General features: G+C 67.8%; 11 protein-coding genes. 4 read left to right on the top strand and 7 right to left on the bottom strand.

What is annotated here, in order from left to right; all coding sequences use genetic code 11:
• Positions 1-141: 141 nt before the first annotated feature.
• Together IPN03_15175 and IPN03_15170 are read left to right on the top strand one after the other, a co-directional pair.
• Positions 142-384, top strand: a complete 243-nt coding sequence (locus IPN03_15175; GenBank protein ID MBK9375022.1) for a ribbon-helix-helix protein, CopG family — start codon at positions 142-144, stop codon at positions 382-384.
• On the top strand, positions 381-776 hold the full coding sequence (locus IPN03_15170) for a type II toxin-antitoxin system VapC family toxin (protein ID MBK9375021.1): 396 nt from the start codon (positions 381-383) through the stop codon (positions 774-776). The genes IPN03_15175 and IPN03_15170 overlap by 4 nt, the downstream gene beginning before the upstream one ends.
• 10 nt (positions 777-786) lie before the next feature.
• Here the strand turns inward: IPN03_15170 and IPN03_15165 are convergent, their stop codons facing one another.
• From IPN03_15165 to IPN03_15150, 4 genes are all read right to left on the bottom strand, one after another.
• Positions 787-2,817, bottom strand: coding sequence for a S9 family peptidase (locus IPN03_15165; GenBank protein MBK9375020.1), 2,031 nt, complete (start codon positions 2,815-2,817; stop codon positions 787-789).
• A gap of 120 nt (positions 2,818-2,937) precedes the next feature.
• Positions 2,938-3,099 (bottom strand): hypothetical protein, encoded by a 162-nt coding sequence (locus tag IPN03_15160; GenBank protein MBK9375019.1) that lies wholly within the window; start codon positions 3,097-3,099, stop codon positions 2,938-2,940.
• 498 nt (positions 3,100-3,597) lie between these two features.
• Positions 3,598-3,834 carry a hypothetical protein gene (locus tag IPN03_15155; GenBank protein ID MBK9375018.1) on the bottom strand — a complete coding sequence of 79 codons (237 nt, stop codon included), beginning with the start codon at positions 3,832-3,834 and terminating at the stop codon, positions 3,598-3,600.
• 21 nt (positions 3,835-3,855) lie between these two features.
• Entirely contained in the window at positions 3,856-4,626 is a 771-nt protein-coding gene (locus IPN03_15150; protein MBK9375017.1) for a hypothetical protein, read from the bottom strand.
• 754 nt (positions 4,627-5,380) lie between these two features.
• Here IPN03_15150 and IPN03_15145 point away from each other — a divergent pair.
• Both IPN03_15145 and IPN03_15140 read left to right on the top strand, forming a co-directional pair.
• Entirely contained in the window at positions 5,381-9,910 is a 4,530-nt protein-coding gene (locus IPN03_15145; protein MBK9375016.1) for a hypothetical protein, read from the top strand.
• A gap of 199 nt (positions 9,911-10,109) precedes the next feature.
• A complete protein-coding gene (locus IPN03_15140) occupies positions 10,110-11,234 on the top strand; it encodes a hypothetical protein (GenBank protein ID MBK9375015.1) in 1,125 nt (374 codons plus the stop codon).
• 840 nt (positions 11,235-12,074) lie between these two features.
• Here the strand turns inward: IPN03_15140 and IPN03_15135 are convergent.
• From IPN03_15135 to IPN03_15125, 3 genes are read right to left on the bottom strand one after another with little or no spacing between them, the layout of a single operon-like run.
• Complete coding sequence (locus tag IPN03_15135) at positions 12,075-13,457, bottom strand: DDE-type integrase/transposase/recombinase (protein MBK9375014.1); 1,383 nt, start codon at positions 13,455-13,457, stop codon at positions 12,075-12,077.
• A gap of 55 nt (positions 13,458-13,512) precedes the next feature.
• Complete coding sequence (locus IPN03_15130) at positions 13,513-13,902, bottom strand: DUF5615 family PIN-like protein (protein ID MBK9375013.1); 390 nt, start codon at positions 13,900-13,902, stop codon at positions 13,513-13,515.
• Positions 13,899-14,129, bottom strand: coding sequence for a DUF433 domain-containing protein (locus tag IPN03_15125; protein ID MBK9375012.1), 231 nt, complete (start codon positions 14,127-14,129; stop codon positions 13,899-13,901). The genes IPN03_15130 and IPN03_15125 overlap by 4 nt, the downstream gene beginning before the upstream one ends.
• Between the last annotated feature and the right edge of the window lie 38 nt (positions 14,130-14,167).

The following is a 14,167-nucleotide window of genomic DNA, read 5'->3' as shown; positions in this document are numbered from 1 at the left end:
ATCCCGCGCCCCGGTGCGCTCGAGCAGACGCACGCGGCCCTCTGGGAGCTTCTCGGCCTCGCGTTCTACCGCGTCACCGGGAGGGCGTGAGGAGCACGCACTCACGAGGACCTCCCGCCGCGAGCGCGGTATACTCATCATATGAGTACGCGCCTCCAGGTGCTCCTGGACGAGTCCGAGCTGAAGGAGATCCGGCGGGCGGCCCGTCGCCGCGGGATGACGGTGTCCGAGTGGGTACGGGGCGCCCTGCGCGACGGACGGCTGGTGGAGCCGGGTACGGCCGCACGGCCGAGGGGGGGGGCGGCCCCCCCCCCCCCCCCCCCCCCCCCCCCCCGGGCGGAGATGCTCGAGGAGATCGAGTCGGGCTACCGGAGCCCCGTGTGATCTTCATCGACTCGAACATCCCGATGTACCTCGTCGGCGCGGCTCACCCGCTGAAAGCGGTGGCCCGGGCGCGCCTCGAAGAGGCGATCTCGGGTGGCGAGCGCCTCGTCACGAGCGCGGAGGTGCTGCAGGAGATCCTCCACCGTTACGTCGCGATCGAGCGGCGCGAGGCGATCCGGCCCGCGCTCGACGCCATCCTCGGGGTCGTCGACGAGGTCTACCCGGTCGAGCGTGCGGACGTGGAGAAGGCCGCGGAGGTCCTCGCGGGTCGGCTACGGGTCTCGGCCCGTGACGCCCTTCACGTCGCCGTCATGGCGCGCCGCCGGGTGAAGCGGATACTCAGCTTCGACGGCGGTTTCGACGGCGTGCCAGGGATCGAGCGGATCTCTTGATCCTCTAACGCTACTTCAGCCACCGCGCCAGCCAGCCGAGCACCTCGCCGTACCAGTGCTTCGCGTTCGTCCCCTTGAGGACCCAGTGGTTCTCGTCGGGGTAGGCGACGAGGCGCGCCGGGACCCCCTTGGCCGTCAGGACGCCGTAGAGCTCGAGCCCCTGCGTGATCGGCACGCGGAAGTCCTTCTCTCCGTGGACGACGAGCATCGGCGTCTTCAGGCGCGCCGCGTGGCGGTTCGGGGTCCAGCGCTCGACGTTCTCGAGGGCCGTGAACGGGTACCCGCCGTACGAGTGGTGCCGCCCGAACGTCACGTCCGACCCGAACTGCCCGAGGAGGCTGTAGATCCCCGCGTGGCTCACGAGCGCCGCGAAGCGGTCGGTCTGGCCCGCGATCCAGTTCACGAGGTAGCCGCCGTACGACCCGCCCGTCGCCGCCATCCGCTTCTCGTCCACCGACCCTTCGGCGATCAGGAAGTCCGTTGCGGCCATCACGTCCTGCAGCGGCTTGTCGCCCGGCGCGCCGAGGATCGACTCGACGAACGCCTGACCGAAGCTGGAGGAACCGTGGAAGTTCACCATCGCCACGACGTAACCCGGCGCGGCGAACGCGTGGGCGTTCCAGCGCGGGTGGAACTCGTCGCCCGACGTCCCGATGGGGCCTCCGTGGATCACGTGGACGAGCGGGTACTTCTTTCCCTTCTCGAATCCCGGCGGGTGGATGACGAACATCTGCACGTCGTCGCCGCCGGCCCCCTTGAAGACGACCTCGCGCTCCTCGCCGAACGAGATCCCGGCCATCAGCGCGTCGTTCCAGGTCGTCAGCGTGCGCAATGCCGTGCCGTCGAGCTTCACCGTCGCCAGCTCCGCCGGGCGGCGGAAGGAGGTCGCGCCGAAGACGAGGTCCGTGGCCCCGGCCATCGCGAGGCTCGTGGCGCGGCCGCCCTTCCAGACGAGTCGCGGCGTCCCGCCCGCGATCGGCAGCGCGTAGACGTTCGTCCGCGCGCGGACCTCGGAGCGGCAGACGAGCGACTTCCCGTCGGGCGTGAAGCTCCAGTCCTCGGGAACGGAATCCCACTCCTCGGTGAGGACCCGCGTCTTTCCGGTCGCCAGGTCGAGGAGCGCGAGGCGCGTCCGGTCGGGCCAGCCGTCCCCCTTCGTCTCGCGCCCGTAGGCGATCGTCTTGCCGTCCGGTGAGAAGACGGGGCTGCCGTCCTCGGCCGGGTTGTCGGCCGTGAGGTTCCTCGGCGCGCCGCCTCCGGCCGGTACGAGGAAGAGGTCGGTGTTCGTCGTCTTCCACGGCGGCTCGGTGGCATTCGCGGCGAAGACGACCGAGCCGTCGCGCGCGACGTCGAACGCGAGGCCGCCGTCGAGCTGCCCGAGCCGCTTCATCCCGGGCGTCAGCTCCGTCACCGCGCGCGATGCGACGTCGAGGGCGAAGAGGCGCACCCACTCGTCCGTCTCGAGCCAGTGGTCCCAGTACCGTACGACGCGGTTCTCGGAGACCGTCGCCTTCACCCGCGTCTTCTCGTCCTTCTCGCGGCGCGCCAGCTCCGTCTTCGTCGTCTCCAGGCTCCCGCCGAGGACCGACGACACGAAGACGATCCGCTTCCCGTCCGCCGTCCACTTCGGCGACTGGACCGCCATCGGCATCTGGGTCCACCGCTCCGCCTCGCCGCCGTCGAGCCTCAGGACGTAGAGCTGGGCCTCCTTGTCACCGTCGCGCTTGCTCACGAACGCCAGGCGCGTGCCGTCGGGGGAGAACGCCGGGGCCGACTCGCCCGCCTCGTGCGACGTGAGCCGCCGCCCCGGTCCCCCGGCGAGCGGCTGGAGCCAGAGGTCTGTCAGGTTCCGGTTCTTCTCCGCCTCCCAGGTCGTTCGCGGATAGACGACCGTCTTCCCGTCGGGCGAGGCCACCGGCCGCCCGACGCGCACCACGGCCCAGATGTCGTCGACGGTCAGCGGCTTCTTCGCGGGCGGTTCGGCGGCGGAAAGGGAGAACGCGGCGAGGAGCGCAACGGCGAGCAGGGCGCGAAGACGCATCGGGACCTCCGGGGGAATGGTACGGGAGGAGAAATTCGCGAGGGGGGAACGCCGGACGGAGGGACCGGCGGGGCCTGGAGTCGGCCAGTTCCTTACCGGCCTCGAAGGTGCCTTTCACCTCTACGCGCCGCCCGGAACGGCGTCGGTCACCGTTTCGAGGCAGGGCTTTGCCGCCACCTCGTCCACTCCGCAGTCCCTCTCTCCCGGGCAGGCGGTCGATCTCGGAGCGATCCGCCTGAAGAGGACGGTCGGCGGCGCCTGCACGGCCGTCGGTACGGTCATCACGCCTCAGGGAGCCCCGATCGAAGGGGCGACAGGCGTCCTCGAGGGTTACGACGCCACCTACGTGACGAACGCCGCCGGGGAGTACACGGTGTCTCTCCCGTCGCACCTCTCCCGTTATCGGATGACGTTCTCCAAGGCGGGCTATCCCGCATGGACGGAGGACCTCACCTTCATGGGGTTCTACCCGGTGGATTGCCTTTCCGTCCCGTACCTCTCGGATCTCATCCTCGACCCAAATCCCCGGCCGGCTCTCTCCTCCGTGTCGTTCCTGCAGCCGACAGTGGTTTCCGGGGGAAAGGTGCATGTCCGACCAGTCCTTGCGGGTCCGGCTCCTCCGGGTGGTGCCCGGGTGTCGATGACCCTCGTGACGCAGGGTCTTTCCGGCACGAGCTGGCGAGCACTCTCGATACCGGGAGGGCAGACCGGTTCCGGAGGCTCTTTCGAGGTCACCCTCCCTGCGGTCGGGGCTCCGACGACCGTCACCTATGCCTTCTTCTACGGCGGCGTGACGAAGAGGACCTCCATCGATGTCGTCCCCGAGACACTCTCGATCAGCTGTCCCAACGGCCTGACAGGGGCGACGACGGCTACGTGCACGGTCTCACTCAGTACGGGCCCGGCTCCGGCCGGAGGAGCCGTCGTTGCGCTGACGTCCTCGTATTCCGGCCTCTTCTCGGTGCCCGCGTCCGCAACCGTGCCGCAGGGGCAGACGAGCGTCACCTTCCCTCTCACGATCGGTCCCTTCTTCGGCAACTACCTGAGTGCCACGCTGAAAGGCCTGTGGGCCGGGGGGTGGGGTGAGCGCTCGATAAGCGCCTTCCGCCCGGATGTCGATCGGATCGACATCTCCCCGACGGCCGTCGTCGGGGGAGGCAGCGCGACGGCAACGGTGGTTCTGATGGGTCCCGCGTATCCGACCGGACAGACCACCGTCACACTGGAAAGCACGTTACCTGCGATCACCCTTCCCGCCTCGGTCACCGTCGCTCCCGGGGAGTCGACTGCGACGTTTCCGATCGCGACGACTTCCGTCTCGCAGCCGGCGACCGGGTCGATTCTCGGGCGCGTGACGATGCTGTCCGGCTCCCCGATCGTCGGGGCGCAGCAGAGAGGTGGGAGCCTCCTCGTGACACCGTCCGGCCTCGGTCTCGCCTGCATTCCCGCAGAGCTCCTCGGCGGGGAGGAGGCGTCGTGCCAGGTCTCGCTTCCGGGCAGCCCGGCGCCGGCGGGTGGCACCGTTGTCGCGCTGACCTCGCCGTCGGGCGTCCTCTCCGTACCCGCCTCGGTCACGGTTCCGCAGGGTATGAGCTCCAGAGGCTTCACGGTGACGGCTATCCCCGTGGTCTCGACGACCAGCGCCGTCGTTCGAGCCTCACTGGGAACGGAAGTGGCGGAGGTGACGCTGACCGTCCGAGCGTCCAGCCTGAGTTCGCTCGATCTCGTTGGCGGAGGATCTCCCGTCGAAGGTGGATTCCGGACCTCGGCGAGCGTCTCGCTCCACGGAACAGCGCCCGCAGGCGGCATCCTCGTCGCGCTCTCGGTCGCGGGAACAGCGGCGACCGTTCCTCCGTCCGTGCTGATTCTCGAGGGGAACTACTCGGCATCGTTCCCCGTCACGACCGTCGCCGTCTCCACGGCCACCGACGTCGTCCTCACTGCGACGTACGGCTCCGTGTCTCTCACGAAGACGCTGCCCCTAGAGCCCCAGACGTGGCGCCTCTCTCCTCTCGCGCCCGGTCGCGTCGTGGCCGGCGCGGGAGGCGTCACGCTGTACGGCCGCGACTTCCTGCCGAGCAACACGATTCAGCTCTCCGGCCCCGTCTACTCCCTTGCGGCCCCCGACGTGCCCCTGTGTGACGAGCCGGTTGGAGCCTGTCCCGCCGTAGACGCCTCGGACGCGACAGTGGTCCTCCAGAACGGCCCCGAGAGCGGGAACCGGATCGTCTTCACGGTCCCGGCCTCGCTCTCCCCCGGCTACTACACTGTCCGGGCGAAGACCGCCGCCGGAACCCTCTCTTCCGAGGCTCGCTGGCTTCTTCTCGACGACCCCGCCCCGGTCGTTCCCGCCCTCGCCCCCGAGCAGCACGGCCTGGCCCGGCCCATCACCTCGGGCCAGACGGTCACCGGTACCTTCGTCGAGAACGGCGACACGTCGGGCGCCACGAACGACTTCAACCTCTACTACCTCGTCGCCGCCGCCGGGACGCGGGTCTCCGTCCGCCTCGAGCGGGCCGACGCCTCGCTCCCGTGGGAGCACCCCGACAGCCTCGACCCGCAGGTGGCCCTCATCGCGCCCGACGGCTTCGTCTACGAGAACGAAGGGCGCCAGGACGTCGCCCGCGCCACCGACCTCAATGCAGAGATCACCGACGTCGTCCTCCGACAGACGGGGATGTGGCTCATCGCGGCGAGCACGAGCCGCGGGCACGGCGGCTACCGGCTTTCGTACACGCTGACCCCTCCGGGGAGCGTCCCGCTCGACCAGCGGGTTATCGCCTTCTCGGGCCGTGGCATCACGGCGCCTGTGGGGCAGAGTGCCCGCCTCACCCTCGCTGCTCTCGATCCGAGGGGATACCCGCTCTCCGGCGCCGGCATCTCCTTCATCCCCTCCTACCCCGACCCCGTGGCGGGCCACGTCGAGTGGCTCGAAGGACAGAGCACCTTCACAGCGGTCGACGGCCTCGCCCAGTGCACGGTGCGAGCCACGACACCCGGCGCCGTCGATATCCGTCCCAATCTCCTCGACGTTAACGGCATCATCAACTCTCTCTCGGAAGACCCTGCGGCCGAAGCGCTCTTCCAGACCGCCCTCGAGGGCCTCCCGAGCTACCAGCCGCTCGAGCATCACACCTACGCGGTGCGCGACGTCGACCCCGACGGAAACCTGTCCCTCGACCTCGGCCCCGTCCGTGCCTTCCAGCCGGCCCACCCCTCGCGCCCCAGAACCGAGTGGAAGACCGGAACCGGCGCCACGAAGGTGCTCGGTACCAAGGCGGCCCCCGCTCCGGAACTCGAGGAGCGCGCCACCCCGCGGCCCCTGCCTCCGGTCGAGCAGGCGGTCGCGTCGACCTGCACCGAGCTGAAGCTCTTCCGGTTCGAGGCGGTGGCCGCCTCGGAGGTCAAGGCGCCCTTCACCGTGACGCTCGCGGACGTGTCACCCGGCAAGCCTGAGGGGGGCGTTCCCATCGGCGAGAAGGGAATCGAAGGCTACCGGATCGAGAAGACCGTCCACCTGAAGATCGACGTCAGGGACCGCGACGGCAACACGCCGCCGCACCCGGTGCTTTTGCGCCTCTCGGTCGCCGGGCCGATCTCACGCACGGGAATGCTCATCCTCGACCCCAACGGCGCCCGGCGTCAGTGCAAGACCGCTTTCCTGGTCTGGCACGACCGCGATGCCCAGGGAACCGTCATCGAAAACGATCTCATCGAATACCGCCTCGGCACCCTCTCGGTCCTGCCAGGCGTGGAGCCCGATCCGGATCACCCGGGGCAGGTCAAGCCGGTCTGGGGCGTGGCGGAGCTCCTCGACGTCACGGCCGAAGTCGTCACCACCGATTCCACCGTCATCAGCCGCAAGGCCTTCCCCCTCCGGCCCCTCCCGGGCAAGCCGCTCGAGCTCGTCGACTGGGACGGCAGCCTGCAGGACGACGGCTGGGAGTGGTGGAACGGCTTCTACACCTACCACGACTCGCAGCTGGGAAGGCGAGCGGTCTCTCTGACGAGCTACAACGCCTACACCCTCGTCGACAAGTACCAAAACATCGTCTGGGGCTACCGGGACACGGTGACCCGCAACGTGCCCGCCCAGATGACCGTGGGCCTGCCCTTCCAGGAGACCACGGGACCCGACTTCCGGGCCTATGCGCTCCAGTTGAAGTGGTGGGCCGACGCGACAGACCAGATGCCTCAGGGGGCTTTCCCGGTCCTGCTCGTCGTCCCCTACGCGGCGAATGAGCCCGACTGGACGGCAGGAGAGGTCATCAAACAGACGCTGATCGACCTTCAGGGGGGAAACCAGACCCACCTGAAGTTCTACGACCGTTACGAGGCCCGCTACGGCCTGGACGACGGGGAGTTCCCGATGTCGGTCTCGCCGGGGGCGGACGCTGAAAACGGTGCGCTCCCCAAAGTGGGCCCTCCGGCCTTCGGGGCCGTCCCGGGAAGGAGCTTCGACTCACCTCGGCGGCTCGCCCTCGTCCTGGTGACGGGCAAGGAATCCCCGTCGGCAGAAGAGATCTTCAGGGCACCGCACCACCCGTGGGAGTGGCAGGGGACGGGCTGGGTGGAGAGGCCTGTCGTCCCTGCGCCCAACCCTCACCTCGACGTCGCTTCGAGACCGAAGCTGACGATGAAGCTCGTCGACGTCAACGGCAACGTCCAGACGGCCGCGGGCTTCAAGGTGCACCTCTGCCCGAGGTTCGATCACGAGGGGAACCCGACGGCCCCGGAGTGGGCCTGCCCGGCGGCGCCGCGGGAGAGCACGAACGGAGTCATCGCGGAGCTGGCCATGAACCCGGGCGTGGTCGGCAGCGGAGACCCGCCGTCTCCCGATGCCACCGGCTACCTCGGCCTCGAACTGACGAAGGCGCCCGTCGCCCCGGGAACCTACTATGTGTACGTGGAGTCTCTGGATAAGGACGTGAAGATCCGCGACCAGTCGCCGCTGCACCTGGATGACACGCCGGAGGGGCAATTCCAGGGCGGGTTTGCTCTGTGTACGGTGATGAGCGGGGAGATCCTGGATTCGGATTTCCGACTCGTCACTCCGATCGATGTCGCGGCCCCCACCGCCGCTTATGTCCGCATCGTCGATCCTGACGAGACTGCGAACTCATTCGTTATCGATCTCGAGACCTACGACGGTGACAGTCCCTTCGATCGAGCGGAAGAGATCGCCATGACGCGCCTGGGTCGCTCGAGTACCTTCATGTCGGAGCCAGTTGAGCTCTATCCGCCAGGAGCCTCCCCATCCGGGGCTGCACCTGCGAGTCGGCGCCTAGCCGTGACTGGCACATCAACGAAGAGAGTGCGCATCAAGGCTAAAGACGAGAAGGTCGAAGCCATCAAGAGACTCCCGTCGAGGAGGGTGGCGATCAACGTCACCAGGTTCTTGAACACGCCGACGATCCCGTCTGGTCTCCGAGTCGCCCTCACTCTGTACCAGGGGACGAAGTTCGGCGACGGCACGCCCTACTACTTCCTGGCGGATCCGTCCTTCGTGGGACCGATCCTCGGGGAAAGACTGGATCCCTCGCCACCCGTCACCTGGAGCATCGACCCGCCCGCAGCAGCGCAGGAAGGAACGGGGCAGATCGCCCGGATCGAGATCGAACCCGCAGAGGGGCAAACACCAGGTCAGGCGTTTCTCCGTGGGATCAGGATCTCTACGGGTGAAGGAACGATACCCGCCACCAAACTCGTGGTGACGGCGGTTGCACCGGGAAACGTGAAGGCCTCGGTCGGAGTCAGGATCGCGCGGCCGGCGGCACTGGGCTCGCATACCGAGATCTTCCGAGACTACGAAGGCGTTCCTGTAGATCTGAAGAAGCTGATCATCGACACTGCCGATCGCCACGGCATTCCTCCTCACTATCTGGCGGCGCAAATGTATGCCGAGTCGGGTTTCAATCCGTACACCTACCGATACGAGGCATCTAGTCGAGACTTCAAGCAACTCGTCGGCGACTGGCATGAGACGGCCGTCGGTGGCGTGCGCCGGCTCTATTCCCCGGCTGCGGCCTTCTCGAAACTCGGCATCAGGCGCGGCACTGTCGCCGAGTTTCTGCCGAGCCAGAACGCGCCGACGGACAGTCTGACTCGCGGGGTGGCACGCATCCCTGGGCAAGAGCCTCCGGAGATCGAGACCTTCACCTTCGTCGCCGACGGCAGTTCAACGTCCTACCAGGTAGCTGGATTGAACGGCGACAAGATACAACTCGGGGTCGACATTCGGCCACCCGGTGCGGTTCTCCGCGAGTTCGCTCAGGACCTCTTAGCCGATTGTGCCAGCGACGCGCTATCCCTCAGCGAGTTCTGCGTTGACGGGGACGCAGGTACATTGCGTTTCGGCCTGCCGCCGGTCGGGCAGCAGGTCGTTAGCTTCCGGCGTGTCAAAGTCCTTCGGAATCTGCCTCCTCCTGGTACGTTCGGCAGTCTGATTGGTGACGCCCAGCATCAACAAGACGCGGTCGACAAGATCCGACTGAAGAACCCATTGGCGCACGTAAGGCCCCCGGCTTCAGTCAGCACGACGATCCGCCAGTGGGCGATCCAGCGAGGGACGAACCCCCTCGCCGGGAACTCTCTCGAACGATGGGGCGAGACGTTCTGGGACTCCAACCTCTTCACCCTGATCAAACGGGATCCGTCCTTCGAGGTGCAGGGCCAGTGGTTTGGCGCGGCGAGCTACGGACTGCTGCAGGTCCTTCCCGACGACGTGCGCGACAAGTACGAGAACCCAGCGGTGTTCTCTGAATCTGACGCTCAGTTCCTTAGAACGACGTACTACGATCCGATGACACAGAACCCTCTCGACACGCTCTTCAATCCGGCGAACTGCGTCCCGTTGGGCGCGGCGATTGACGTCAGGGCGCGAGTTATCTCAGAGGACCAGGACCCGGACTGCGCCCACAAGCGCAATGAGTGTACGTGGAGAAACAACTGGAGCCGACGCTTCTGCAGGTTCAACACTGGCGGCGAGGGACCATGTGCCTACGGCAACAAGATCCTGTTCGGAATCGTCTATCAGGACGGATCCTCGGAACCTCCACTCGTCGATTCCTTCGTGCCACGGCTCAATCCGTGAGGGGGCAGCAATGAGACACGCATGGTCCGGTATCGGAGTACTTGTTCTCTTGGTCACGAGCGGTCCTGCCGCGTCCCGCTGCCCGTATCCAGATACCGGGCTCTTTCAGGTAGGGCGGGACGAGAGAGGGTACTTCGTGCGCGCGAAGCCGGCCGAAGGCTTCTCTCGAGTGAGTGCACATGCTTGGGTCAACCCGGTCGTGGACTACCTCGCAGAGGCGAAGGGGACTACGGCGTTCTATTTCGGCGAAGGAATGACTGAGAAAGCCCTTGAGGCCAACGAGTGGCGGGGGGAGGACCCGCTGTCGACGCTAAAGGCCTTTCTCCTCGACGCCGGCTTGGAGGTGGAAACGCCCCAGCCTGACGTGTGGGTAGTCGGCCCCTCGTGGTTCAAGGAGCGAGGCGCGGTGTCGGTCTCGGCGCAGCCGCTGGATCCGACCACGCAGGGATTCCTCTCGGCCGCACAGGTCGGGGACATGGAGAGAGCTCTGGTCGCCCAGCTCCCGATTCGCGAGGGCTCAGGGAGGCAAGTGGTCAGTCGGATTGGCGTCAGCTATTACTGGCTTCCGAAGGAGGGTCGGGAAGTGCTGTTGACGCTCGCCGCGCTTCCCCCTTCACTCGATGGCCGACCGCCGAGGTATCGGGCTTTCAAGGTACGGCTCGACCGATCGGGCGGAAGAACGAGCGTCGAGTGCTTGTGGGCTGGCGATGCCCCCGGTCGGCTGGTCACGGACATCGAGGAGGATCTCGACGGGGACGGCTACCGCGACTTCGTGTTTGAGGCGGATACGCCTGACTATGGCGACGCAAACACCGTGCTCTCCGGGAAGGACGGAACAACCCTATTGACGTTCTCCTACTCCGAGCTTGCGGTGGAAAAGAAGGCAGCCGGTCCGAAGCGGATCGCCGTCAGGCAGATGCCGGGCCGCGAGACCGGCGAAACACCGGAGGCGTATTCCGAGACCTATCAGTATTCCCGGGGTCAGGCGTGCTACATGCCGGTGAGCGACACCGGCCAGCAGGCGCGCGCATTGGAGTCCGCCGGCCCCGCCGGCATCAACACGGGCTGGAAGCGCCTGGCGCAGATGGCCGGAGGTGCCGAGAACGTCCGCGTCTACCTTCTCAACCGCACGCCGGAACGGCTTAGCGGCGACGTGGAGACCGTCCTCGTCCGGCGGACGACCTGGACCCCGGAGGTCACGAAGGAACTGATCGACAATGGCTACCCCGCGCGGATTCTCTTCACCTACGAGTCGGCGGGCTTCCTCGCACACGAGCGAGAGCAGGAGAAGCTCCGAGAGCAGATGTCACCGAGGAGCAAGTGACTTCAGAGATTCGCGCACCGGTAGGGGACCCGTCGTGATTTCATGTCTTTGCGTCGTAGCTGACTCGTCACCAGGGCGACGAAGGCGGGAAGAGCCCGACCGGAGCGGAGCACCGCACGGCGCCAGTGGGCGCCGTGGGACCGGGAGCGCCCGCGCCGGCTCCGGGGGCCGGGGTGAAGGAACCGGGCGCTCTGCGAGGCGCGCGCCGGGCGGGGCCCCAATTTCCCCGTCCCGTCACGCGCCTCGCAACCCTGCCGCGCCGCGCAACTGCGGCGAAGCGTCGCCTTCGTTTCGCGTCGCGTCAGGGCCGCTGTCCGATAGCCGCGGCTATCGGACCCGGGTCGTTGATGTCCCGCTCCACTTCGTTTCGCGGGGGCACCCCGGCCCCCTCCGGGTCGCGCTGCGCGCGACCTTCAACATAATCGACAGCGACTATGTTTAACCGGCGCGGTCGTAAGGAGCGCGCTTCGCGCGGTCTTCCAACGCCTGGACACGCCGCTCGCGCACGCACCTGCGGCGTCCCCTGCGGTCCGCGTCGCCTTCGCTCGCCTGCTCGCTCCGGCGCCTTGCGGTCCTCGGGCACGCCTTCGGCGCGGGCGACCGTCGCGCCAGGCACCCGCCGCCCGCCGCGGCCGGCCGCCCGCCTGCCCCGCCTGCTCCTAGTCCATTGGCCTCCGGGACGGCTCCGAAGAGAGCCGCCAAGGGCAGGGGCAAGGCGGTAACGGAGGAACGACGCGACACCGGTAAACACCTCCTCCGTCGCCGACAACGGCCGGTTTTCGGACTTGCCTTGCCCTGGTGAACGCCCCGAGCGCCGCGAGCCTCTCGCGGCGCTCGGCCCTACGCGGCCTTCCGGAACAGAACAGGCAGGCGCCGGGCGGCGTCGAGATGACGGATGACGAACGCCGGCGGCGGGATCGGGTCGATCTCCCTCGGTGGCGGCACCGTCGAAAAGCGCGCGGGCTCCTTCTGGAAGTAGATCTGCGCCGGCGTCGCGCCGCCGAGCCCCTGGTGCGGCTTCAGGACCGAGTAGTAGAAGAGCCCGAGCCCGATCCGCGGCTCGAGGTCCTCTCGCAGGAGCCTTCGATCCAACCGGAGGTTGAGAAGGTCCTTCAGCCCGCGCCAGAGTCGTTCGATGAAGGCGATGGAGCCGTGCCGTCCAACGGCTCCGAATCGCGCCTTCATTCCGTGTCGTGCGACCGTCTCCTGGAACTCGGCGGCCGTGAAGCAGGCACCCTTGTCGGTGACGAAGTGGGCGAGGGAGAGGCTTGGGTGGAACCGCCTGGCTCGAGCGACGGCCTCGTCGAGAACGGAGGCCATCTCCTCGGCTGAGGGCTCGCTGTCGAAGAGGCGCCAGGCGAGGGGGAATCTCGAGAAGACGTCGATGACGACGGCGAGGCGGAAGTGGAGGAGCCCCATCAGGGCCTTGATCACAGTGACGTCGACCATGAGGACGTGGTTGGGGCGCTTGGCGCGGACAGCGCGCTCGACGAGGCTCGGCCCCTTCGCAGCTTCTCTGGTGGTGGTCGCCCGGTCACCAGAGGCGATTTCCACAGCGGTGATCGACGAAGCACATCGCGGAGCCGCTGGCTCCGGCATAGTGTCCTTCGTCCAGCGGCGCACCGTGCTCCGAGAGAGCCGGATTCCCTCGAGCGCCAGCGTCTGGGCGATTCGCAACGAGCCGCCGAAGCCGGCCATCGCCATGTTGAGCACCTGCTGGCGGACGAGTGCGGCGTACGTCCGGTCGGGCGGCGCCGGAGCCACGAGCGGCCGGTCGGGTCTCTTCGGAGCGACGGAGTCGACGACCCAGCGGTGGATCGTCGAACGTGTCACGGCGTAGAGCCGTGCCACCTCGCGGCAGGAGAGGTGAAAGACGTCCTTGTGCTGGAGGATCCGCCCGCGGTCGGCCTTCCGGTAGTGCGGGCGATGAGCGGGAGGGACCCGGCTCAGGCGCTCCAGGAGGATGTCGATCGTCTGCCAGGCGAACGAGAGCTGAAGCTCCAGCTCCTTGGCCCGGGCGAAGGAGCGCTCGACCGGGTCGCCCGCTCGCCGCAGCTCGGCGACCTGAAGGAGCAACGCCGCGCCGAAGAGCTGGTTCGCGCGGCGAAGGGCCGTCATGAAGAAGTCCGCGAGGCGGCCCCTCCCCATCACCGCCGAAAGCGCGCGGGTCTCGAGATCGGAGGGGCAGGCGTGCGAGGAGTCACAGGGGACGAGGCGGGGCATCGAGGGAGGATGCCCTAGGAGTTCGGAGTCTGTTCGCGGCGCGAATCAGAGAGCTTCAGCTCGCAGGCTCCGCGCCTCCCAGCCGGATCGGCAGCAGCCGGGCTCGCTCCTTGCGTTCGTCCACCGTGATCAGGGCCCCCGCCAGAAGGTCTCGTTCGAATCGCTCGAGCGCCCGGAGGAGCCGCACTCCGAGGCAGCGGGGGGAAACGGCCTCGGTCCGGATCTGGAGCACGCTCGGGCCCTCAGCTTGCGGGGCGGCCAGGATCGCGCCGAAGTCCAGGTCATTCGTCAGGACGACGAATCCGTGGGTCCGCGCCCAGGCCATCAACTCCCCGTCCTCGGCCTCGGCCGGGCCGACGACGGACCAATGCCCGGCGTCGTGGCCAGCCTGTCGAAGGACCTCCGCCCATCGGGGGGAGAGGTTCATGTCGAGGAGGAGCTTCACGCCGAGGCGAGGGGAATCTCGACCTCACCGGCACGCCAGGCGGCGTATTGCAGCGCCTGGAGGATGTCCTCCTCCTCCAGGTAGGGATAGAGGTCCAGGATTTCGGCGTGCGAATGCTCGGTCGCGACGAGCCCGACCACTGTGCTCACCGTGACGCGCATCCCGCGGATGCACGGCTTTCCTCCCATGACCTTGGGGTTGAGGGTGATGCGCGGCAGCTCGCCCATGGTGCCCGGATGATAGCGGTTCGGGCGAACCCGGGAGT

This window comes from Holophagales bacterium (assembly GCA_016719485.1).
Taxonomy (GTDB): domain Bacteria; phylum Acidobacteriota; class Thermoanaerobaculia; order UBA5066; family UBA5066; genus UBA5066.
This window is presented reverse-complemented; position numbering and strand designations above follow the sequence as displayed.

Bases quoted from the DNA above. Each gene is read 5' to 3' on its own strand.
- IPN03_15125 (MBK9375012.1), bottom strand. From the start codon at position 14,129: ATGGGCGAGCTGCCGCGCATCACCCTCAACCCCAAGGTCATGGGAGGA.
- IPN03_15150 (MBK9375017.1), bottom strand. From the start codon at position 4,626: ATGCCGCCTGCGGGCGCTGTTCCGTGGAGCGAGACGCTCGCCGAGGTC.
- IPN03_15175 (MBK9375022.1), top strand. From the start codon at position 142: ATGAGTACGCGCCTCCAGGTGCTCCTGGACGAGTCCGAGCTGAAGGAG.
- IPN03_15135 (MBK9375014.1), bottom strand. From the start codon at position 13,457: ATGCCCCGCCTCGTCCCCTGTGACTCCTCGCACGCCTGCCCCTCCGAT.
- IPN03_15165 (MBK9375020.1), bottom strand. From the start codon at position 2,817: ATGCGTCTTCGCGCCCTGCTCGCCGTTGCGCTCCTCGCCGCGTTCTCC.
- IPN03_15160 (MBK9375019.1), bottom strand. From the start codon at position 3,099: ATGACCGTACCGACGGCCGTGCAGGCGCCGCCGACCGTCCTCTTCAGG.